Genomic DNA, 21,813 nt, shown 5'->3' on the forward strand with positions numbered 1-21,813 from the left:
AACTCATCGTATGCGCTACACATCTATCATTCAGCAATGGAAAAAACCAACGATAAGCCTAGCACTATTCAATTTAGTACTCTCAGTATGGGTTGGCATTGGTTTAAATATTGCGTTCTACAAACAACTTACTTCACTCACACCTTATCAAGGTTACCCAGCAATTCTTTTTTTAATAGGTTCATCTGTCTTAATCACAGCTGCTTATTTTTTTATTTTCAACCTTATTCATTGGAGATTGAACGTAAAGATATTTGCAAGTATCTGGATTGTATTAGGCGGTATGTCTGCATATTTTGTAAGTAGTTTAGGCATTATTATTAATGCTGATCAGATTCAAAATATGATGCAAACCAATACGATGGAAGCATTTGATCTGATAAATATAAGATTATTTATTTGGGTTGTATTTTTTATTTTAGCGCCTCTTTTTTTTATTTATTGGGTGAATATCAAAAAATCAACGTTTTCTCATACCCTTTGCAGGAAAATGTTACACAGTGCAATCAGTTTAATTTTAGTGTTAGGTTGCGCTTATTTATATTATGTTGACTATGCAGCTATTTTTAGAGAAAACAGAGAGTTGAAAGGAATGATCAGCCCTCAAAATGTCGTTGCAGCGTCCTTCAGTTATTATAAACATCTTCAACCTCCCAAAAATACTATAATTCAACCCTACGGACGTGATGCACACCAATTTATTCAAACGGCGACCCATCAAACTCCAAAACTGATGGTTTTAGTGATAGGAGAAACAGCACGTGCAGAAAGTTTTCAGTTGAATGGATATGATCGAGCTACAAATCCAGAATTAAGCAAATTAAATATAATCAATTTTCGTAACGTCAGTTCCTGTGGTACTGCAACGGCGGTATCCGTACCTTGTTTATTTTCTGGTATGACTCGACAAGCATATACAGAAAAAGTCGCAAGACAACGGGAGAACTTACTCGATATTATTCAACGTGCGGGCTACAAAGTAACGTGGATCAATAACAATTCAGGATGCAAAGAGGTTTGTAATCGGGTTGAGCGTTATGAAATTCCCGAATCTATTCATAAGCAATGGTGCGATTCTAAGGGTGAATGTAAAGATGAAATATTGATTGATAGCCTTAATGCCTATATTCAAGCCATTCCCAAAAATGATAAAACGCCAAGACTTATCGTACTCCATCAAATGGGAAGTCACGGCCCAGCTTACTATAAACGGTCCACTCATCAATACACACCCTTTCAGCCGACCTGTAACACCAGCGCAATTCAGGGATGTAGTCAACAAGCTCTGATCAATACGTATGATAATTCAATTGTATATACAGACCATATTCTCGCTTCGACAATCAATTTATTAAACAAACAAACTCAATTTCAATCCGCTTTATGGTATTTATCAGATCATGGTGAATCCACGGGTGAACATGGAATGTATTTACATGGCGCCCCTTATCAAATTGCACCATCACAACAAACTCATGTTCCGATGATCATGTGGTTTTCAACAGCATGGCGAAAACATGAAGCGTCAACTGTACGATGCATTGAATCTCGGAAAAATGATGTACTAAGCCAAGACAATGTCTTTCACACCATGCTAAGTTTATTAAATATTCATACTACAACATTACAACCCGCATTAGACCTCAGCCAACAATGCAAACCTCAATTATAGAACAGAGCCTAATATGAATAAAATCCTGATGATTGAAGATGACTTTATGATTGCAGAGTCATCTCAAAAGTTGCTCCAATATCAATCATTTGAAGTAGTCTGGGTCAATAATGGCATCGATGGCTTAAAACAATTAAATCAACAAGCATTTGATTTAGTGCTGCTCGATCTTGGATTACCTATGATGGATGGCATGCAAGTACTCAAACATCTTCGCTCACTATTTCCTTCAATTCCTGTACTCATTATTTCAGCAAGAGATCAACTTCAGCACCGTATCGATGGATTAAATCAAGGCGCTGATGATTATCTAGTAAAACCATACGAGTTTGAGGAGTTATTAGCGCGTATTCACGCCATACTCAGACGTGCATCTCAACAAAATACACCCCAGATAAAACAAATTTTAGAGTTTGGCGGACTCAGGTTAGATCTTGAACAACATATCGCGAGTTTTGAAAATCAGACGGTTGAGTTTTCAAACCGTGAGTGGGCTTTATTAATTCCACTCTTAACTTATCCAAATAAGATTTTTTCGAAGTCTAATCTTGAAGAAAAACTGTATGATATTGAAAATGAAATCAGCAGTAATACCATTGAAGTCTATATTCATCGCATACGCTCAAAATTAGGTAAAAATTTTATACGTAATGTGCGAGGATTAGGTTATCGGCTAGGTCAGCCTACACCATAAAACAAGAATTGATACATGACGCAACCCTACTCTTTACAAAAGCAACTTGTTGTATTTACCTCAATTTTTAGTGTGGTGATGGGATGTATATTGGTTTTTTCAGCCTATAGAACAGCTTTAGAGGAAACAAATGAAATACTTGATGCTCAGCTGAAAAATCTGGCAGAGCGCGTTGCAAAATTTAATCCAGATCCTGTAAAGAGTAAATTTTCACATTTAAAACAGTACCATGAAGAAGATTTATTTGTAGATGTTTGGGCCTATGACCAACAATCACATTTACATGAAAAGTTTAAACAGTTGGTTGAGCCAGTCGCTAAGTCAGGTTTTTATCATCACACTAATCATTATGGTAAATGGCATACCTATGTGATTCCATTGAAAACTGTTCAAGTTCAAGTGAGCCAACAAGACTCTGTTCGACAAGCTTTAGCCATAGAGCTCGCAATCAACATGTTTTTACCTTATTTAATCATTATGCCTTTCGCGATTTATGGCTTAGGTTTTATAATTAGAAGAAATTTTGCTCCATTTGAGCAATTTAAATCCGAATTAAGTACACGTAAACCAAGTGAGCTGACCGTAATTGCCCCTCAACAGTACCCTATTGAGCTAGTACCCAGCATTCAAGCGATCAATCAATTATTTCAAAGGATCTCTGATGCCCAACAAGAACAAAAACAATTTATTGCAGACGCCGCTCACGAATTAAGAACACCAATTACTGCATTAAATCTTCAAACTAAAATTTTACTCAAAGAGCTCCCCCATCACGAATCGTTAATCAAAATGAATAATGGTTTACACCGAACTCAGCATTTGGTCGGTCAGCTTTTAAATCTCGCTCAACAAGATTCATTAAATGCCAGTAACGAGAAAAAAGTGAGTATTCGTTTAGATGAACGTGCTTATCAATCTATTGAGCAATTGATTCATTTAGCCTTAGCCAAAGAAATCGATTTAGGTATGGAACGTTATGAATACGTTCAAATTATAAATTACTCATCTGCTATAGATTCAATATTAACCAATTTAATAGAGAATGCGATTAAATACACGCCCCCCAATGGCATCATTAACGTTTCTACATTTCAAGAGAATGATATAGCTATCATTCAAGTCGAGGACAGTGGCCCAGGAATTTCAGCAGATCTGTATGAACGTATTAAAAAAAGATTTTATCGAGTCGAGCAACATCAAGAAATTGGTAGTGGCTTAGGTTTATCAATTGTTGAAAAAGCGGTAGAACGTATGGGGGGCAATCTTATCTTTGATCGCAGCCCTCAATTAGGTGGTTTATTGGTGAGAGTGGAAATTAAACTACATTAATTGCTTAGGCTAATTTAACCTTTTCTTTTAGACTAAATATTACGACATTGAACATCCAAATCAGCCAACCAGTCCAAAGATTATGACTAAAAAAATGCGCTCCTCTGAGCATTTGCGTCCATCCCATAAGCATTCCCAAGAGAATTGCACTCAATAAGTAAAATTGAGCTAATTTGCTTTTTTTGCTCCTGAACACAAAATACCCACTCAATAATGCAAAACCTGCAGAAGCATGACCTCCAGGAAAACAATGCCCAACTTTACTACTGAGACTCCAGACAACTGTCATTCCCTGAGGTTGAGCTGCATCCCATGGACACATCAAGTTCGACTGTGATTTGAACAACGCTATTAAAATAATTGAAATTAAAGCAACTGCAAAAATTGTGATGTAATTTTTAGAGGTTTCCAAATTTTGATTTCTCGATTTGGGATGAGCAACCATGACTACAGATATCAGCATACTGCAGTACATCGCGATTAGCACATATTTAACCCATTCATGCCCGACTACACTTGGCCAAAATGCATCTTTTAAATAGAACACTCCTTTTGAATTTAAGCCTAATTGAATCAATTTCATGTCGACTGCACCATGTACTGGAAATAGATTGACCAAAATGAAATAGCTCAAGATTAAGGCGATACATTGCTTGCGATAGAAAAAACTCATACGAATACATCGAATAAAAATGTATTTAAATCAATCAGGCTTAAAATTTTCTGAACGATTTGACATCAAATAGACTTTTATACTGCATAACGATATGCTTAAACCAACCTGAGTTGGGTTTAAAAATAAAAAAGTGTTAAGGATAACCACGATGCAAACTCAAGAATTACTCATTCCGAATGGCAACTATCAAATCCAAGCGGATTTTTATATGCCAGAGCCGATCACAAAAGATTCTAGTATCATCATTATGGCTCATGGCTTAGGTGGAGAAAAAAGCTGTGGCTTAAACTCTTTCGCTGAAGCTTATGCAGAATTGGGATATAACGTATGCGTATTTGATCATTCTGGTTTTGGATTAAGCGGTGGTCCTGTTCAGCATCTTGTTGATAAAAATAGTCAACTTCAGGATTGGAAAGTCGTTATCGACTATATTCAAACCCGATTCTACATCCCGAAAAAAAATATCATTTTATGGGGGTATTCGTTCAGTGGTGCGCATGTTCTAACATTAGCAAGTGAACACACCTTTAAAGCAGTGATCTCTAATTTTCCACACGTTGATGGTTTAGCGAGCTTGACACTGTATCCGAAAAAATATTTATTGCCTGCAACCATGATTGCATTACAAGATTTAGCCCTAGCAAAAATAGGTAGACTCAAAACCATGCCTGTAGTTGCAAAAGATCGGTTTGCCATTTTGGCGGGTGAAGATTGCTATGATGCCTATTATCGACTGATTCCAGACGGGATGCATTGGAAAAATGCTGTACCAGCTCGAATCGTTGCAACCATTGGTTTATACCGACCAACAATGATCGTTCATAAAATTCAATGCCCTGTTTTTGTGTCAGGTGCGGAACTAGATTCACTTATTCCTGTCAAAGCAACACGTAAACTCGCACAAAAACTAAAACAAGGTGAATATCGTGAGTTCGTCTGCGGTCACTTCGATCTATTTCATTCGCCCGTTTTTGATCAACTCATCGCAGCGCATCAACATTTTTTGGAAAAACTAAAATAAACTTTTAAAGTTGGTAGTTATATCCCTTACTGCTTAAGTAAAATTCACTGATGAAATGGCATTCTTTTAGAATGTCATCAGTGACTTGTTGATGCTGATAGTAGCTGTGTTTCATTAATGCAAAAACCATTTCAACCAGATACACCGCTTCCTCTTTTCTATTCAATTTCAGCGGATGTACTTTCTGCTCAAATACCGCTTGTAAATCATGAGCAATCTTCTCAATGACGATTTCCTGTAAATTAAAACCATCAACATGTACTGGCCCACCCAAAATCAAAATACTTGCAGCAGGATTTGAATTGTAGAACTCAGCCACCTTAGAAATTAGATCAAAACAAATATCACGTGTTGACCAAGTTTGATAGCACTCATTTTTAAACAAAACATAGGCCTGCAGTTCATCTAAATAACGTTTCACCAATATGCTGAACAAATGATTAACTGTTGGAAAGTATTGATAAATCGTAATCTTAGGAAGATCGGACTGTGCTGCAATTTCGGGAATAGTACAGTGATTGATGCCTTGTTCTTCTAATATTTTCTTTGTTGTTTCTAGTACAAGTTCTAACCTTGCTTTACTTCTTTTTTGTACAGGAAGCTTAATTTCATCAAAAAGCATTTAAACAAATCCCCTGTCTTGCTGTTTAAAAATAAATCGATTATAGTCATAAAACCAACTATAGTTGGTTATGAATAAAAAGAACATCATTCAAGGATATGAATATGAACACAGTCTGTATCATTGGTGCAGGTCCGTCAGGAATTACGGCTGCTAAAAATTGTCAACAAAATGGTATTGCATACGATATCTTCGAGAAGAATGACAAAGTCGGTGGGAATTGGGTGTTTAATTCTAAAACTGGTCATTCTTCAGTCTATGAGAATACACACATTATTAGCTCGCGTACAATGTCTGAATATGAAGATTATCCAATGCCAGACAGTTACCCTGATTATCCACGACATGATCATTTGCAGCAGTATTTTGAAAATTATGCCAAACATTTTGGTGTATATGACAAGATTAAATTTCATCACACTATTAACCATATTCATAAAAATGAAAATAAAAAATGGGTGGTGGATTACACCGATGATCAAGGTAAAGAACAACAGAATATATATGACTATTTAATGGTTGCAAATGGTCATCACTGGAAACCGAAATACCCTGAGTATGAAGGTGAATTTACTGGTAAGTGGATGCATTCACATGATTTTAAAGGTGTGAATGACGACTGGCGAGGAAAGAAAATTTTAGTTATTGGTGCAGGTAATTCAGGTTGTGATGTTGCCGTAGAATCAGCACGTGTCTCAAAAGATGTGTATATATCGATGCGCAGCCCACAATGGTTTGTTCCAAAATTTATGTTTGGACATCCCGCAGACATACTCGTCAAGTCAATGGAAAAACTTCCGCCCAAAATGCGTCAAAAAATTCTGACCAAATTGGTAAAAGCATTCAGTGGAAATTACGCAGATTTTGGCTTGCCTGTAAATGACAAACCGATGCTGACACAACATCCAACGGCGAACTCTGACTTCATTGACTATGTGCGTCACGGTAAAATCAAACCAAAACCAGCGATCAAGCGTCTCAATGGTAAAATTGTAGAATTCGTCGATGGTACTCAACAAGAGTTTGATATTATTTGTTGTTGTACTGGTTTCTGGACCGTCTTCCCTTTCTTCGATAAAGATTTTATAGATTTCCAACATGCTGAAAAATTACCGCTTTACCGTAAAATGATGCATGCAGAACATGACAATCTTTATTTCATTGGTTTATTCCAGCCACTAGGTTGTATTTGGCCAATTTCAGATCATCAAGCCAATTTGGCATGTCAGGAAATCTTAGGAAAATATAAACGTCCTGCTGATATGAAAAAAGCGATTCAGCATGAGTTAGATCATCCACATTACAACTTTGAAGGCGGTCAACGTCATGCAGCAGAGGTTGACTATAATGACTTCCGCGCTGAACTCGTGTCAGACCTTAAAACTGCTGGTGTCATCATTCCAGAGCGTAAACCTTTGGTTTCAATCCGTAAATTAGTTGGTTCTTTACTGACTGCATAATTTAGTGTATTTCTAGGTCATCAGTGAGTGTTACGTTAATCGTGAGCACTCACCTTACATAAATATAATCAACTCAAAATAAAAACTTAAATGATCAATAGCAGGAGCTTTGCATGCACGGACGTATGATGTTTCAACCTTTATTAATCAGCAGTTTACTAGAACATGCTGCTGAATTTCATAAAGACACCCTGATCGTTTCAAAAAACACCGATGGCTCACTTTACGAAACCAATTGGGGCGATGTATCGGATAATGCTAAACGTGGTGCAAAGGCATTAAATGAACTTAAACTCATTCACGGCGATTGTATTGCAACATTAGCTTGGAACAATCATCGTCATTTAGAGGCTTGGTATGCTATTTCTGGTAGTGGCTTAATCTGTCACACCATTAACCCAAGATTATTTCCAGAACAACTGATTTTCATTATTAATGATGCACAAGATAAAGCGATTATTTTTGATAAAACATTCCTACCTTTGATTACAGGAATAAAAGCACATATTCCACTGGTGCAACATTTCATCTGCTTAGATGCACCTGATGAAAAGATTCGTCAAGCCTTACCCGAAGTCTTGTTCTACGATGATTTAATTGCGGGTCAAACTGCAGAATATACATGGCCTGAATTTGATGAAACCACTGCAAGTTCACTATGTTATACCTCTGGAACAACAGGCAATCCTAAAGGTACTCTCTATTCTCATCGCTCAACTGTTCTTCACAGTTTAGCGGCCAGCTTACCTGACTCACTCAATCTATCAGCCAAAGATATTATTTTACCTGTAGTTCCGATGTTTCACGTTCATGCATGGGGAACACCTTATGCCGCAGCGATGGTAGGTGCTTCAATTATATTACCAGGGCCGGGTCTTGATGGTGAGAGTCTAGTTAAACTCATTGATCAATATGAAGTGACTGTTGCACTTGGTGTTCCTACCATTTGGCAAAGCTTGTTGATTGCTGCAAAAGCAATGAACAGTTCACTGACCTCTTTAAAACGTAATGTCATTGGTGGCTCGGCTTGCCCACCAAGCATGTTAGCGACATTCCGTGATGTATATGATTGTGAAACCATTCATGCATGGGGGATGACTGAAGCTAGTCCACTTGGCACTGCCAATCAATTCAAAGCCAAACATAAACAACTTTCTCAGGATCAACAAGCAAATCTACGTCTTTCCCAAGGTCGCCCGCCGTTTGGAGTCAGGATTCGTTTAGTGTCTGAAGAAAGAGGAACCGATCTTGTTCCACATGATGGTGAGACTATTGGTAATTTACAAATCAAAGGACATTGGATTGTTGACAAATACTTTGGTCAGTCCGACTCACCATTGACCAGTGATGGATGGTTTGATACTGGAGATATTGCGTCTATAGATGCTGATGGCTATCTGCATATTAGTGATCGTGCCAAAGACTTGATTAAATCTGGTGGAGAATGGATCTCTTCTGTAGAGCTTGAAAATATCGCAATGGGTCACCCAGAAATTGCGATGGCTGCGGTCATCGCAGCACAACATCCAAAGTGGGATGAAAGACCTGTCTTAATCGCCGTTAAACATCCTAATAGCCAAATCACTGAACAACAACTCATTGATTACTATGCTGATAAAATTGCTAAATGGCAAACTCCAGATAAAGTGATTTTTGTCGATGCCATACCGCTTAGCGGCACTGGAAAAATGCTAAAAAGAAAACTTCGCGAAGAATATGGACATGTATTAATGTGAGTTCAGGTTAATTTCTCAACTCACTCATACTAACTAAATAAAGCTGTAACTGTACATCAGTTACAGCTTTATATTTGAGCCATTACGAATAATTAAATTAGCAGTATCACGACCTGACAGATATGCACCATGCACAGTGCCTGCATAATCGGTATGACAATGTTCACCTGCAAAATATACTTGCGCTGGATGCTCTTTTTTAAAGATCTCTACATCATCTTTAGTATGTTCAACTTTTGGAAAACTAAATGAACCTAAACTAAACGGATCACTTCCCCAGCGGGTAATTATGATGTTCTGAATTTCATTGGAGTGCATGCAAATCTTCAATATTTTCTTGATATATTCATGCACCTGTTGATCCGTTGCTTGATCAACCCATTCTGACTTTGTACCTCCAACGAGAAGTAGATAAGTCGGTTTATTATATAAACGACTAAAATCTAAAATACTATACAGCTCACGCTCATCCCAAAAAAATGCCGTATTGTGTTTAAGTGCATTCCCATTAAATTCTAGAGCTTTTGAAAATTGTATAAATATTTTATTGAAAGATCCAAAACCCAGCTTTTGAATCGATCGGACTAATCCACTAGTCAAAGGCGGCTCAAACTTAATTTTATCTTGCTTTAAAATACCGAGTGGAACTGTCACCACAACTTGAGAACCTATGTAAAGCTGTCCACATGCTGTTTTTATCTGCACTTGATGAGAGTCATGATCGATTTCAACAATATCTGCATTCGTAAGAATCTCTAAATCAGTAGCCAGAACTTTAACAATCTGTTCATAACCTTTTGGAAATATCACCTCATCGCCTGAGAAGTAGCCTTCAAAATCCATAAAATTATGGGCTAATTGCTCTAAATCAGTCGCAAAAGGATCATTGGCAAGCCTTGAGTAATACTGCTTAATTTTTTGTGTGATGACGTCTCGATCAAAATAATGAAGTTGAAAACGTATCTTTCCTAAAACATTCTCAAGTTGCTCAAAAGCGGAGATATCCTGCTCTTTTGATTTATTTTGAAAAACCTTCTGAACATCACGAAGGCATTTTTCAAATTCTAAGCTCTCTTGTTCGGTAAATGGCTGACCATTGGCATGAAAATAATCCACTTGATCATAATTAAAAACTTGAGTACTTATCCGATTGGACTCTGCAATTTTCCATATCGGATTATTATCAATACCATGTATCCATGATGCACCAAGGTCAAAACAATGACCATCAATGTTTTGTGTATGTATTCTCCCACCTATACGATCACGTGCTTCTAAAACAACAACATTAAATCCTGCTGATTTTAAATGCTGAGCACAACTTAATCCTGCAACACCAGCGCCGATAATATAAATAGGATGATTAAAGTCGTTCATTCATTTTTTTATTAGAAAAAATTCGCTTAAAGATATCGCGTTCAAAACTGTGAAAATAGTCGTGTGATGTAATAAATTTAAAATGATTGGTAACTTAAGAAGAGTTAAAAATTGTTTTAATCAAATAAATCACAAAAAAACGGCCATGAAGACCGTTTTTTTAGAATGCTTTGATTTTCTCGTTAATCTGCTGAGATATCTTCAAATAAAACTGAAGATAAATAGCGCTCTCCAGCATCAGGTAAAATCACCACTATGGTTTTACCGGCATTTTCAGGACGTTGAGCAAGTTCATGAGCGGCCGCTAATGCTGCACCACTTGAAATCCCCACAAAAATCCCTTCTTTGATTGCAGATTGACGAGCAAAATCAATTGCAGTTTGATTTTCAATCGCGATAACTTCATCCACCAAATCTAAATCTAGGTTCTTAGGAATAAAGTTTGCACCAATGCCTTGGATTTTATGTGGTCCAGGAGTCAGTGTTTCGCCACGCTTCGCTTGTCCAATAATTGGTGAGTCTGCTGGTTCAACTGCAACTGAGTAAAGGGCTTTATTTTTAACTTTCTCAAAATAACGCGAAATACCAGAGATCGTACCTCCCGTACCTACACCAGCCACTAAAATATCAACCTTACCACCCGTTGCTTCAAAAATTTCAGGTCCAGTTGTAGTTTCATGAATGGCAGGATTTGCTGGGTTTTCAAATTGCTGAGGTAAATAATAAAGCTCTGGGTTCTCAGCAACTAAACGTTCTGCTTCTTGAACAGCACCATTCATCCCTTTAGCAGGATCGGTTAATACTAAATGAGCACCCAATGCTTTGAGTACTTTACGGCGCTCGATACTCATACTTGCAGGCATGGTCAGTGTGATATCATAACCTTTAGCAGCAGCAACAAAAGCTAGCGCAATTCCGGTATTACCACTCGTCGGTTCAACAATATGCATTCCTGCTTTAAGCACACCACGTTGTTCTGCATCTGCAATCAAAGCTGCACCAACACGGCATTTTACTGAAAATGCTGGGTTACGTGCTTCCACTTTAGCAAGAACTGTAGCCCCACCCTGTATCACACGATTAATGCGAATAAGCGGTGTATTACCAATCGCTTCAGCGTTATTACTGTATACCGCGATTCCACGATTAGAAGTTTGTGGAAATTGAGTCTCTGTGGTCATGAACAATCCTTATATTCATAAAACAATACTTTTATCATAATCCTTTTTCATTTTAGATATATAACCATTTGTAGGATTTTCATATAAGATAAAATGAATAGGTTATTCTAAATATGAAATTATCACTTTACTGCTTTTAATCCATAAAAATTAGACATTTGACAAAAAGTTCTTAAATTTTGATAACCAGCCTGAAGGTATAGATTCTTAATCTCTTTCACCGTCATTAAATTAAAGTCATCATGTATTCTTTCCAACATGACCTGACTTTGTTTTTCACTTAATCCTATTTTTGTCACCAAATTTTTTAATACTAACTGATCATTTGGTTCTTCGAATTGCATCAGATCGAAACTCAGAACCACACCATCTTGTTTCAAAGCATGGTAAATATCACCTAAAAAACTCTTTTTGTATGCATGTGAAACAAAATGAAAAACCAAAATACTCAATACTGCATCAAAATTTTCAGAATATTTCTGGAGCACCGTCGTGTCACCTTGCAGAATTATGACTCGGTGCATTTGCTGCTTAAACTGAACGATCTGTTTTGTTTTTTCAAGCATCGCTGCCGATGGATCAAACACAACAAACTCCGCCTTTGGAAAATGATCTAATAAATAATTCAGTTCAAATCCAGTTCCGCACCCGACAATGGCAATTTTAGCCTCTTCTTTGAGATGAGTTTCAAGCAGCGCTAATATATGTAGATGCATCAGTTCATATCCTGGTATGAGCTGCCTGATATGTTCATCATAGTTTTCTACGATTTTTGGGTGATCAAAATTCTTTGCCATATCGCTCTTCTACTATTTTTTAAAATTAAGCCGAACTTAGTGAACTAAGTTCGGCTTTGTTGTTTTTCTAGCTTGAAGTTAAAATATTACTCAATGACGATTAAGCACTCTCATCAAAAATATTGAGCTGCTCACGCATATATTCTTGGAGTTTAAACTTCTGAGCCTTACCAGAAGCAGTCATTGGGAACTCTTTAAGAAAATGTACATATCGTGGCACTTTATTATGTGAGATATTGGCTTTGCAGTAATCTTTGATCACTTGTTCAGAACATTCATGTCCTTCATGCAAAATAATACAAGCACATAACTCTTCGCCATATTTCGGGTCAGGAAGCCCAATGACTTGAACATCGCTAACAGCCGGATGTTTATATAAGAAGTCTTCAATCTCTTTAGGGAATAAATTCTCACCTCCCCGAATCACAACATCTTTAATGCGACCTTTGATTTTGATAAAGCCTTCATCATCCATTTCAGCGATATCACCGGTATGCATCCATTTTGCGACATCTACGACTTCTCGGGTTTTTTCTTCTTCATCCCAATAGCCCAGCATGACTGAGTATCCTCGTACACACAACTCTCCGAGTTTGCCACGAGGCACTACTTTACCGTGTTCATCGACTATTTTAATTTCGATATGTGGATGAACTCGACCAACAGTGCTCACTCGTTGTTCTAGCGAATCTGTGATCGAACTTTGTGCGCTTACTGGCGCTGTTTCAGTCATGCCATAACAAATCGTGATATCTCGCATATGCATACGCTCAATGACGCGCTTCATGATTTCTTTTGGACATGGACTGCCAGCCATGATGCCTGTACGTAATGTGGTCAAATCAAATTCGTCAAATTGCTCATGATCAAGCATGGCAATAAACATGGTAGGCACACCATAAGCTGCGGTACATTTCTCTTGTTCAATCGCTTTAAGACTATCAAGAGGATTAAATACAGCTGATGGATAGATCATGGTTGATCCATGTGTAATACAGGCAAGATTACCCATCACCATACCAAAGCAATGAAATAACGGTACAGAAATACAAACTCGATCTTTAGAAGTCAGTTTGATTGCCTCTCCCACAAAATACCCGTTATTCAGAATATTATTGTGTGTCAGCATGGTCCCTTTGGGGCTACCTGTCGTTCCGGAGGTAAACTGGATATTGATGGTTTCATCGAATTGAAGACCAGATGCTATCTCATTAAGTTGATCTAACTGCTCTGAAGTCGGTTCAGCCAATAAATCACTAAAGCGATAAAACCCAGTATGTTGTTGATCATCTATTTTGATCAAATACTTTAAATGCGGCAATTTTTCAGCATTTAAAACGCCATTGGTCGTATGTAAAATTTCTGGTGCAATTTGCGTCAAAATTTCTTGATAATTGGTCGTCTTAAAGGTCGATGCAATGATCAATCCTTTGCAAGATACTCGATTGAGTACGTATTCTAGCTCGTAGCTTTTATACGCAGGATTTAAGTTGACCAAAATAATTCCAGCCTTGAAGGCTGCAAATTGTGCGATCGTCCATTCCACACAATTAGGGGACCAAATCGCTAGACGATCTCCCTTTTCTAAACCGATTTTTAATAAACTACATGCAAAAGCATTTACTTTCTCTTGTAACTGCTGATAGGTCAAACGTACATTTTGATGCACACTGACCACAGCATCCTGATCGGCATATTGTAGGCATGCTTGATCAAATTTATGGCCTATGGTCATACCCAATAAGGGTTGCTCACTGGTGCCATAGGCATAACTGAGTCGTAATTGCGTCATTGAATCATACTCCTTGATTCTATTTTCTTATATCAATCCAATATTTCGTTATTAATTACGCGATTACTCGTTTAAACATGACATCCTTTTGTGTGAATTAAATTAATTTTCCTCCTTTGCCTTAACTGCATTGACACAAAAGTCTGCAATTTGCTTAACGAAATAACCTTTATAACCGTCATCAAACATCACATTACGCGATGGATTTAAAGGTTCAATCACAACGAATGTCATCGCACCAACCACGCATAATGCAGCTGTATTTAAATCTTCAAATTCGAACTCACCATTGACCTTTCCTTCGGCAAGAATCTCCTTAATGGATTGTTTTATCAGTTGCTTACTTCTAAAACGTTCATGCTCAATCGTTGGGTCTACGGGCTCAAACATGAGTGAATATGCAAGTTGAGGGCTATTCAAAGCACGTTTTACGAAAGCAGTGACGGCCTTTGTCAACTTCTCAGTCGAAGTCCAATCATTTTTTGCAATCTGATTCAGAATATCGACCTCACCTTTGATGGCCTGTGAAAGCACTTCAATCAAAATCTGATTTTTGTTCTCAAAATAGCGATAGACCAAACCACTCGAGACACCAGATTTATCTGCAATCGCTTGCACTTGTGCATCTTTAAAACCACCACCCGCAATAAGTTCGCGCGCGGATTGCAGTATCGATTGACGATTTTGCTCCATACGCTCTTGCATCAAAGTGGATCTTTTATAACTCATAATTGTTCACCCAATCAACTAAAATGAATTATAAATCATTTTCTGAATCTATATTCACTTTTTTAAAAAATAACTGTATTGTATTTCTCAAGCAAGGACAAAATGCTTCACTGGAAATAAAAATTAAATTTTAGGATGAATGAAAATGAATTTACAGAGTATCGACTTTGGACTAGACGAAACACTAATAGCTTTACGTGATTCTGTAGCTGCATTCTGTGCAAAGGAAATCGCACCTATTGCTCAACAAGTTGATCAAGACAACTTATTTCCAGCTCACTTATGGAAAAAATTTGGTGATATGGGGTTACTTGGACTTACCGTGAGTGAAGAATACGGTGGTGTCAATCTGGGTTATTTGGCTCATATCATTGTCATGCAGGAAATTTCACGAGCATCTGCTTCCATTGGACTTTCATACGGGGCACATTCAAATCTTTGTGTGAATCAAATTAACCGTAATGGTAGCGAAGAACAAAAACAAAAATATCTTCCTAAATTAATTTCTGGCGAATATGTCGGTGCTTTGGCAATGTCTGAACCAAATGCGGGTTCAGATGTCGTTAGTATGAAATTACGTGCTGAAGAGCATGGTGATCACTTTGTACTTAATGGCTCAAAAATGTGGATTACCAATGGTGGAGATGCTGACGTGCTGGTGGTTTACGCCAAAACTGACATCAATGCTGGTGCCAAAGGCATGACTGCTTTCATTATTGAAAAAGGCATGGAAGGCTTTAGTCATGGGAGTCACTTAGACAAACTCGGAATGCGTGGTTCAAATACTTATCCCCTGTTCTTTGACAATGTCAAAGTGCCTAAAGAAAACGTCATGGGTGGTGTGGGTAACGGTACAAAAGTGCTCATGAGTGGATTAGATTACGAGCGTGCAGTTCTCAGTGGTGGACCACTAGGCATTATGGATGCATGTTTAGATGTGGTCATCCCATACATTCATGAACGTAAGCAATTCGGTCAATGTTTAGGTGAATTCCAACTCATGCAAGGCAAAATTGCGGATATGTATTCTACATGGTTGGCGAGCAAGGCTTTGGTTTATGCCGTGGGTGCAGCATGTGATAAAGCTGATCATGATCGTGGTTTACGTAAAGATGCAGCAAGTGCCATTCTCTACTCAGCTGAAAAAGCAACCTGGATGGCTGGTGAAGCAATTCAAACCCTTGGGGGCAATGGTTATATCAATGATTACAACACAGGTCGATTATGGCGTGATGCCAAACTTTATGAAATCGGTGCAGGAACTTCTGAAATTCGACGCATGTTAATTGGTCGTGAGTTATTTAACGAAACCAAATAATTCAAGTTAATACAAGGAAGTCATTGATGAACGAAATTAAAAGCAAAATCAATCCACGTAGTGAAGAGTTTAAAATCAATCAAGCTGCGATGCTTGAATTGGTCGCAGACTTAAAAAAACAAGCTCACACCATTGCCTTAGGCGGTGGAGAAAAAGCACGTCAGAAACATTTAGCACGTGGCAAATTATTACCGCGTGAGCGGATCGATCAACTCATTGATGCAGGAACTGCCTTTCTTGAAATTGGTCAACTCGCTGCTTATCAAGTTTATGCTGACGATGTTCCAGCTGCAGGTGTGGTTGCAGGTATTGGTCAAGTGCATGGTGTGACTTGCATGATCGTTGCCAATGATGCAACGGTTAAAGGGGGGACATATTATCCTTTAACTGTAAAAAAACATTTACGTGCGCAAGAAATTGCTGAACAAAATCATCTTCCTTGTATTTATATGGTCGACTCAGGCGGTGCATTTCTGCCAATGCAGGATGAAGTATTCCCTGATCGCGATCATTTTGGACGAATTTTTTACAACCAAGCACGCATGTCGAGTAAAGGTATTGCACAAATAGCCGTGGTTATGGGGAGTTGTACTGCGGGTGGCGCATATGTCCCTGCCATGTCCGATGAAACAATTATTGTCCGCAATCAAGGCACGATTTTCCTCGGTGGTCCACCTTTGGTAAAAGCTGCAACAGGTGAAGTGGTGACTGCTGAAGACCTTGGTGGTGGCGATGTTCATACCCGTTTATCTGGTGTCGCAGATCATCTTGCAGAAAGTGATGAACATGCGATTCAAATTGCACGCAATATTGTTCAAAACCTAAATATCGAACCGAAAGCATTAAAGACCGAAATTGAAGAACCACTTTATGGTGCTGAAGAACTCTATGGTGTCATTCCGAGTGACTCACGCAAACCCTTTGACATCCGTGAAGTGATTGCACGTATCGTGGATGGTTCAAGACTTGATGAATTTAAGGCTCGTTTTGGTACAACCTTAATTACAGGTTTTGCATCTATCTACGGCATGAAGGTCGGAATCATTGCCAATAACGGAATTTTATTTTCAGAGTCTGCTCAGAAAGGTGCGCATTTCATTGAACTGTGTACGCAACGCAATATTCCACTGCTCTTTATCCAAAATATCACCGGTTTCATGGTCGGTCGCCAATATGAAAATGAAGGTATTGCCAAAAATGGAGCCAAATTGGTCATGGCAGTAGCTACCGCAAATGTTCCTAAAATCACCTTGGTGGTCGGTGGTTCTTTTGGTGCAGGCAACTATGGAATGTGCGGTCGAGCATATTCTCCTCGCTTCTTATGGACTTGGCCGAATTCACGTATTTCCGTGATGGGCGGTGAACAAGCTGCTAGTGTTCTCTCCACGATTAAGCGTGATCAAATTGAGCAACGTGGTGAAACTTGGTCAGCTGAAGAAGAAGATCAATTCAAACAACCTTATCGTGATCAATTTGAAAAGCAAGGACACCCTTATTATGCATCTGCACGGTTGTGGGATGACGGTGTGATTGATCCAGCAGAATCACGTCATGTCTTAGGTCTGAGTTTGGCTGCTGCATTGAATGCACCAATTGAACCAACTCAGTTCGGCGTGTTCCGCATGTAAGGAGAAAATGACATGAGTTATGAATTTTTACAGCTTGAAATTGAACGCCAAGTTGCGACCGTTTGGATTAATCGTGCTGAATTACACAATGCATTCAATACACAAGTGATAGAAGAACTGAATCACTGTTTCACAACTTTAAATGCTAATGATGACGTTCGTGTTGTCGTTTTGGCAGGTCGTGGTAAAAGCTTTTCTGCAGGTGCGGACCTCAATTGGATGAAACAAGCAGGTCAAGCATCAAAAGTGGAAAATGAAGAGGATGCTTTGAAACTTGCCAAAATGTTACAAAGTTTAGCCACGCTGAAACAACCGACTATTGCACGTGTCCATGGTATTGCATTTGGCGGCGGCATGGGGCTTGCTTCAGCATGCGATATTTGTGTGGCTTCCACTGATGCTAAGTTTGCCACTTCAGAAGTGAGATTAGGTTTAGCACCTTCAACGATTAGTCCATACGTGATCCGTGCCATCGGTGCTCGTCAAGCATCTCGATATTTTCTCACGGCTGAACGTATTTCTGCAGAACAAGCAAAGCATATTGGTCTCGTCCATGAAGTTTGTCAGCCAGAACAGTTGGATGCCACCGTATCGGAAATCATTGATGCAATTTTGCTTGGTGGCCCTGAAGCTCAAGCTGCATCAAAGTCTTTGATTCGTTTAGTTGATCATCAAGAAGTCACAGAAGATTTACTGATTCAAACCGCTCAACACATTGCGCACGTACGTCAAGGTGATGAAGCCAAAAATGGCTTAACTGCTTTTTTAAATAAACAAAGCCCAGCATGGATTCAAGCAACGGCAGAACAATAAAAAGGGATTCTATATGTTTAAAAAAATTCTCATTGCAAACCGTGGCGAAATTGCATGTCGTGTGATTCGTAGTGCACAAAAATTAGGTATCGCAACGGTTGCAATTTACTCAGATGCAGATACTCAAGCGCAGCATGTCAAATTAGCGGATGAAGCTATTTATATTGGTGAATCCCCTGCTGCACAAAGTTATTTACAAGCAGATCGTATTATTCAAGCTGCACTTAAAACAGGGGCTGAAGCCATCCATCCAGGTTATGGTTTCCTATCTGAAAATGATCAATTTGCGGAAGCCTGTGAAAAAAACAATATTACTTTTATAGGGCCTCCAGTGGCTGCCATCTTAGCCATGGGTTTAAAAGCAACGTCTAAAGCATTGATGGAAAAAGCAGGTGTACCACTCACACCTGGGTATCATGGCAGCAATCAAGATGCAGATTTCTTAAAACAACAAGCTGATCAGATTGGCTATCCTGTACTGATTAAAGCCAGTGCAGGTGGTGGTGGTAAAGGCATGCGCTTAGTTGAGCGTGCTGAAGACTTTCTTCCTGCACTGAACTCATGCAAAAGTGAAGCGAAATCAAGCTTTGGCAATGATGACGTTCTAATTGAACGTTATGTTGTCAATCCTCGTCATATTGAAGTGCAAGTTTTTGGTGACAAACATGGCAATTATGTTCACCTCTTTGAACGTGATTGCTCTGTGCAGCGCCGTCACCAAAAAGTCCTAGAGGAAGCCCCAGCCCCTAAAATGGCCGAAGTTAAACTCGAAGCGATGCGTGAAGCTGCGATTAATGCTGCCCGAGCAGTAGACTATGTCGGTGCTGGAACGGTTGAGTTCATTGTTGAGCAAGATGGTACAGCTTACTTCATGGAAATGAACACTCGCCTTCAAGTTGAACACCCTGTGACGGAAATGATCACAGGACAAGATTTGGTTGAATGGCAATTACGTGTTGCTTATGGTGAACGTTTGCCAAAACAACAGTCTGAATTAAAAATTCATGGCCATGCACTTGAAGCTCGTGTTTATGCAGAAGAGCCAGAGAAAGGATTTCTCCCAGCAATTGGAAAAATTAATTATCTTCATTATCCGACTCAAAATGAATGTGTCCGTGTTGATAGTGGCATTGTGCAAGGTGATGAGATCACAACGTTCTATGATCCAATGATTGCTAAACTCATCGTATGGGGAGAAAATCGTGAAGCAGCACTCGTCCAAATGCATCATGCTTTGAGCCACTTTCATGTCGAAGGCTTAGGCAACAATATTGCATTTTTAGATCGCTTAGTGGCATGTGACTCTTTCAAAAATGCCAATCTAGATACTAATTTAATTCAGCGTGAAGATGAGTTCCTATTTAAAACCACTACTCCTTCTTCGTCTGAAACAATTGTCACAGCAGCATTTATTGAACTGCATTCTCAGTTAAATGAATCCAAGCATACAAGCCATCCAGTTTGGAAAGCAAAACCCCTTTGGAGAAGTAATGTTGATGCGCGTACACCGATAAAACTTGAACATCTCGGACAAAAGTATCAAGTTGAATTTATCTCAACTTCACAAGGGTTCGAAGCACAGCTTGATGGCGAAAGCTACGCTATCTCAGGTCAGTTGCTCAATGAAAATCTCATGGCGATCTATACCTCTTTCGGTCAAGAGAAAATCAGTTTTAAAAAAACCAATGATGCGGTCACCCTATTTAAAAATGGGCAGACTTTTAAATTTGAACTCATCAAACCTAATTTTAATACAAATGATCAATCTTCATCTGACTCAAATCTAAAAGCACCAATGCCGGGTGCAGTGACACAAGTATTTGTTTCAGCAAATCAACGTGTAAAAAAAGATGAAGTGTTATTAACGTTAGAAGCAATGAAAATGGAATACGCTATACGTGCACCATTTGATGGTGTCGTAGTCGCAGCTTATTTCCAACAAGGTGATCAAGTGAAAGCTGGTGATGAGCTGGTTGAGTTTCAAGCTGCTGAGGAGAATGCGGCATGATGAAAACAACCAATCAAACCACACCAAATCACGATAATTTTGTGAAAATCGTTGAAGTTGGACCTCGTGACGGTCTTCAGAATGAAAAAACACCCTTAACATTCGAAGACAGACGCAATCTTATTCTTGATTTGATGAAAACTGGTTTGAAGAATATCGAAGTCGGTTCTTGTGTATCTGCAAAGTGGGTACCTCAAATGGCAGAAAGTGATCAACTCTATGCTAGCCTACCACATGATGAAGATATCCAGTTCAGCTTACTGACACCAAACCTTAAGGGATTCGAGTCAGCTTTAGCTGTAGGCTGTAAAGAAGTTGCGGTTTTCACCGCTGCTTCTGAAAGCTTCACTCAAAAGAATATAAATTGTTCAATTGAGGAAAGTTTTGAGAAGTTTGCTGATGTATTACAGTTTGCTCAACAACATGATATTAAAGTACGCGGATACGTTTCATGTATCGTCGACTGCCCCTATGAAGGTCCAATTGATCCATCTAAGGTTGCTGAAGTCAGTGCAAAGTTAATTGATCTAGGTTGCTACGAAGTATCCTTGGGTGAAACCATCGGCACAGCTACACCTGATCGTGTTTCCAAAGTTTGGAATGCATGTTTGGAACGAATTGAACCACAACTTTTAGCTGGTCATTTTCACAATACCTACGGCATGGCAATTGCCAATATCTATCAATCACTGACACAAGGCATCCGCATATTTGACTCATCGATTGCAGGACTTGGCGGTTGTCCTTATGCCAAAGGTGCTTCGGGTAATGTATCCACTGAAGACCTATTTTATCTCTTGTCCAATATGGGCTATGAAACTGGCATTGACCTAGATGCCCTGATGCTTGCGAGTCGTAACATTAGTCAAGTTTTGCAACGAAACAATCCATCTAACTATGCCAATGCGTATTGGCAAAAAAAATGTGCTTAGTACGTATCAGCATTATGAAATGATGAAG

The 21,813-nt window shown here is 38.7% G+C and carries 18 protein-coding genes; 11 read left to right on the forward strand and 7 right to left on the reverse strand.

Going from position 1 to position 21,813, the window contains the following annotated elements:
• Window positions 1-10: 10 nt before the first annotated feature.
• The 3 genes from AC1M9E_RS07585 to AC1M9E_RS07595 are packed head-to-tail and all read left to right on the forward strand — an operon-like array spanning window position 11 to window position 3,695.
• On the forward strand, window positions 11-1,672 hold the full coding sequence (locus tag AC1M9E_RS07585) for a phosphoethanolamine transferase (RefSeq protein ID WP_488224648.1): 1,662 nt from the start codon (window positions 11-13) through the stop codon (window positions 1,670-1,672).
• A gap of 13 nt (window positions 1,673-1,685) precedes the next feature.
• A complete protein-coding gene (locus AC1M9E_RS07590; protein WP_092768381.1) occupies window positions 1,686-2,366 on the forward strand; it encodes a response regulator transcription factor in 681 nt (226 codons plus the stop codon).
• 15 nt (window positions 2,367-2,381) lie between these two features.
• Complete coding sequence (locus AC1M9E_RS07595) at window positions 2,382-3,695, forward strand: ATP-binding protein (protein ID WP_481608202.1); 1,314 nt, start codon at window positions 2,382-2,384, stop codon at window positions 3,693-3,695.
• Between the two features lie 4 nt (window positions 3,696-3,699).
• Here AC1M9E_RS07595 and AC1M9E_RS07600 read toward each other — a convergent pair whose 3' ends face one another.
• Window positions 3,700-4,368: a phosphatase PAP2 family protein gene (locus AC1M9E_RS07600; RefSeq protein ID WP_481608201.1), complete on the reverse strand. Its 669-nt coding sequence runs from the start codon at window positions 4,366-4,368 to the stop codon at window positions 3,700-3,702.
• Between the two features lie 151 nt (window positions 4,369-4,519).
• Here AC1M9E_RS07600 and AC1M9E_RS07605 point away from each other — a divergent pair, with 151 nt between their 5' ends.
• Window positions 4,520-5,392 carry an alpha/beta hydrolase gene (locus tag AC1M9E_RS07605; RefSeq protein WP_488224649.1) on the forward strand — a complete coding sequence of 291 codons (873 nt, stop codon included), beginning with the start codon at window positions 4,520-4,522 and terminating at the stop codon, window positions 5,390-5,392.
• A gap of 4 nt (window positions 5,393-5,396) precedes the next feature.
• On the opposite strand, the gene AC1M9E_RS07610 is transcribed toward AC1M9E_RS07605, so the two are convergent.
• On the reverse strand, window positions 5,397-6,014 hold the full coding sequence (locus AC1M9E_RS07610) for a TetR/AcrR family transcriptional regulator (protein WP_035270045.1): 618 nt from the start codon (window positions 6,012-6,014) through the stop codon (window positions 5,397-5,399).
• Between the two features lie 104 nt (window positions 6,015-6,118).
• On the opposite strand from AC1M9E_RS07610, the gene AC1M9E_RS07615 reads away from it, so the two are divergent.
• Both AC1M9E_RS07615 and AC1M9E_RS07620 read left to right on the forward strand, forming a co-directional pair.
• Window positions 6,119-7,474, forward strand: coding sequence for a flavin-containing monooxygenase (locus AC1M9E_RS07615; protein WP_488224650.1), 1,356 nt, complete (start codon window positions 6,119-6,121; stop codon window positions 7,472-7,474).
• Between the two features lie 113 nt (window positions 7,475-7,587).
• Window positions 7,588-9,210, forward strand: coding sequence for a long-chain-fatty-acid--CoA ligase (locus AC1M9E_RS07620; RefSeq protein ID WP_488224651.1), 1,623 nt, complete (start codon window positions 7,588-7,590; stop codon window positions 9,208-9,210).
• Window positions 9,211-9,270: 60 nt separating this feature from the next.
• Here the strand turns inward: AC1M9E_RS07620 and AC1M9E_RS07625 are convergent, their stop codons facing one another.
• From AC1M9E_RS07625 to AC1M9E_RS07645, 5 genes are all read right to left on the reverse strand, one after another.
• Entirely contained in the window at window positions 9,271-10,587 is a 1,317-nt protein-coding gene (locus AC1M9E_RS07625; protein ID WP_488224652.1) for a flavin monoamine oxidase family protein, read from the reverse strand.
• A gap of 182 nt (window positions 10,588-10,769) precedes the next feature.
• Window positions 10,770-11,768, reverse strand: coding sequence for a cysteine synthase A (gene cysK / locus AC1M9E_RS07630; RefSeq protein ID WP_481608197.1), 999 nt, complete (start codon window positions 11,766-11,768; stop codon window positions 10,770-10,772).
• 122 nt (window positions 11,769-11,890) lie between these two features.
• Window positions 11,891-12,565, reverse strand: coding sequence for a class I SAM-dependent methyltransferase (locus AC1M9E_RS07635; RefSeq protein WP_481592301.1), 675 nt, complete (start codon window positions 12,563-12,565; stop codon window positions 11,891-11,893).
• Between the two features lie 100 nt (window positions 12,566-12,665).
• A complete protein-coding gene (locus tag AC1M9E_RS07640) occupies window positions 12,666-14,357 on the reverse strand; it encodes an AMP-binding protein (RefSeq protein ID WP_481592300.1) in 1,692 nt (563 codons plus the stop codon).
• 102 nt (window positions 14,358-14,459) lie between these two features.
• The gene (locus tag AC1M9E_RS07645) at window positions 14,460-15,086 is read right to left on the reverse strand and encodes a TetR/AcrR family transcriptional regulator (RefSeq protein ID WP_092768402.1); all 627 of its coding nucleotides are present in this window, start codon (window positions 15,084-15,086) and stop codon (window positions 14,460-14,462) included.
• Between the two features lie 145 nt (window positions 15,087-15,231).
• On the opposite strand from AC1M9E_RS07645, the gene AC1M9E_RS07650 reads away from it, so the two are divergent.
• Genes AC1M9E_RS07650 through AC1M9E_RS07670 form a run of 5 tightly spaced genes read left to right on the forward strand, consistent with a single transcriptional unit; the run spans window position 15,232 to window position 21,785 of the window.
• A complete protein-coding gene (locus AC1M9E_RS07650; protein ID WP_481592299.1) occupies window positions 15,232-16,404 on the forward strand; it encodes an isovaleryl-CoA dehydrogenase in 1,173 nt (390 codons plus the stop codon).
• Between the two features lie 26 nt (window positions 16,405-16,430).
• Complete coding sequence (locus tag AC1M9E_RS07655; protein ID WP_481608196.1) at window positions 16,431-18,032, forward strand: carboxyl transferase domain-containing protein; 1,602 nt, start codon at window positions 16,431-16,433, stop codon at window positions 18,030-18,032.
• Between the two features lie 12 nt (window positions 18,033-18,044).
• Window positions 18,045-18,845 (forward strand): enoyl-CoA hydratase/isomerase family protein, encoded by an 801-nt coding sequence (locus AC1M9E_RS07660; protein WP_481592297.1) that lies wholly within the window; start codon window positions 18,045-18,047, stop codon window positions 18,843-18,845.
• Between the two features lie 13 nt (window positions 18,846-18,858).
• Window positions 18,859-20,853: an acetyl/propionyl/methylcrotonyl-CoA carboxylase subunit alpha gene (locus AC1M9E_RS07665; protein ID WP_488224653.1), complete on the forward strand. Its 1,995-nt coding sequence runs from the start codon at window positions 18,859-18,861 to the stop codon at window positions 20,851-20,853.
• Window positions 20,853-21,785: a hydroxymethylglutaryl-CoA lyase gene (locus AC1M9E_RS07670; RefSeq protein WP_092768465.1), complete on the forward strand. Its 933-nt coding sequence runs from the start codon at window positions 20,853-20,855 to the stop codon at window positions 21,783-21,785. The genes AC1M9E_RS07665 and AC1M9E_RS07670 overlap by 1 nt, the downstream gene beginning before the upstream one ends.
• Window positions 21,786-21,813 lie beyond the last annotated feature (28 nt).

The organism is Acinetobacter sp. 24-47-47, assembly GCF_057737035.1.

What these genes read in the sequence shown, in the direction of transcription:
- AC1M9E_RS07605 (WP_488224649.1), top strand. Translation starts at nt 4,520, where the DNA reads ATGCAAACTCAAGAATTACTCATTCCGAATGGCAACTATCAAATCCAA.
- AC1M9E_RS07625 (WP_488224652.1), bottom strand. Translation starts at nt 10,587, where the DNA reads ATGAACGACTTTAATCATCCTATTTATATTATCGGCGCTGGTGTTGCA.
- AC1M9E_RS07665 (WP_488224653.1), top strand. Translation starts at nt 18,859, where the DNA reads ATGTTTAAAAAAATTCTCATTGCAAACCGTGGCGAAATTGCATGTCGT.
- AC1M9E_RS07600 (WP_481608201.1), bottom strand. Translation starts at nt 4,368, where the DNA reads ATGAGTTTTTTCTATCGCAAGCAATGTATCGCCTTAATCTTGAGCTAT.
- cysK (WP_481608197.1), bottom strand. Translation starts at nt 11,768, where the DNA reads ATGACCACAGAGACTCAATTTCCACAAACTTCTAATCGTGGAATCGCG.
- AC1M9E_RS07615 (WP_488224650.1), top strand. Translation starts at nt 6,119, where the DNA reads ATGAACACAGTCTGTATCATTGGTGCAGGTCCGTCAGGAATTACGGCT.
- AC1M9E_RS07670 (WP_092768465.1), top strand. Translation starts at nt 20,853, where the DNA reads ATGAAAACAACCAATCAAACCACACCAAATCACGATAATTTTGTGAAA.
- AC1M9E_RS07590 (WP_092768381.1), top strand. Translation starts at nt 1,686, where the DNA reads ATGAATAAAATCCTGATGATTGAAGATGACTTTATGATTGCAGAGTCA.
- AC1M9E_RS07650 (WP_481592299.1), top strand. Translation starts at nt 15,232, where the DNA reads ATGAATTTACAGAGTATCGACTTTGGACTAGACGAAACACTAATAGCT.
- AC1M9E_RS07610 (WP_035270045.1), bottom strand. Translation starts at nt 6,014, where the DNA reads ATGCTTTTTGATGAAATTAAGCTTCCTGTACAAAAAAGAAGTAAAGCA.
- AC1M9E_RS07645 (WP_092768402.1), bottom strand. Translation starts at nt 15,086, where the DNA reads ATGAGTTATAAAAGATCCACTTTGATGCAAGAGCGTATGGAGCAAAAT.
- AC1M9E_RS07595 (WP_481608202.1), top strand. Translation starts at nt 2,382, where the DNA reads ATGACGCAACCCTACTCTTTACAAAAGCAACTTGTTGTATTTACCTCA.
- AC1M9E_RS07620 (WP_488224651.1), top strand. Translation starts at nt 7,588, where the DNA reads ATGCACGGACGTATGATGTTTCAACCTTTATTAATCAGCAGTTTACTA.
- AC1M9E_RS07640 (WP_481592300.1), bottom strand. Translation starts at nt 14,357, where the DNA reads ATGACGCAATTACGACTCAGTTATGCCTATGGCACCAGTGAGCAACCC.
- AC1M9E_RS07655 (WP_481608196.1), top strand. Translation starts at nt 16,431, where the DNA reads ATGAACGAAATTAAAAGCAAAATCAATCCACGTAGTGAAGAGTTTAAA.
- AC1M9E_RS07585 (WP_488224648.1), top strand. Translation starts at nt 11, where the DNA reads ATGCGCTACACATCTATCATTCAGCAATGGAAAAAACCAACGATAAGC.
- AC1M9E_RS07635 (WP_481592301.1), bottom strand. Translation starts at nt 12,565, where the DNA reads ATGGCAAAGAATTTTGATCACCCAAAAATCGTAGAAAACTATGATGAA.
- AC1M9E_RS07660 (WP_481592297.1), top strand. Translation starts at nt 18,045, where the DNA reads ATGAGTTATGAATTTTTACAGCTTGAAATTGAACGCCAAGTTGCGACC.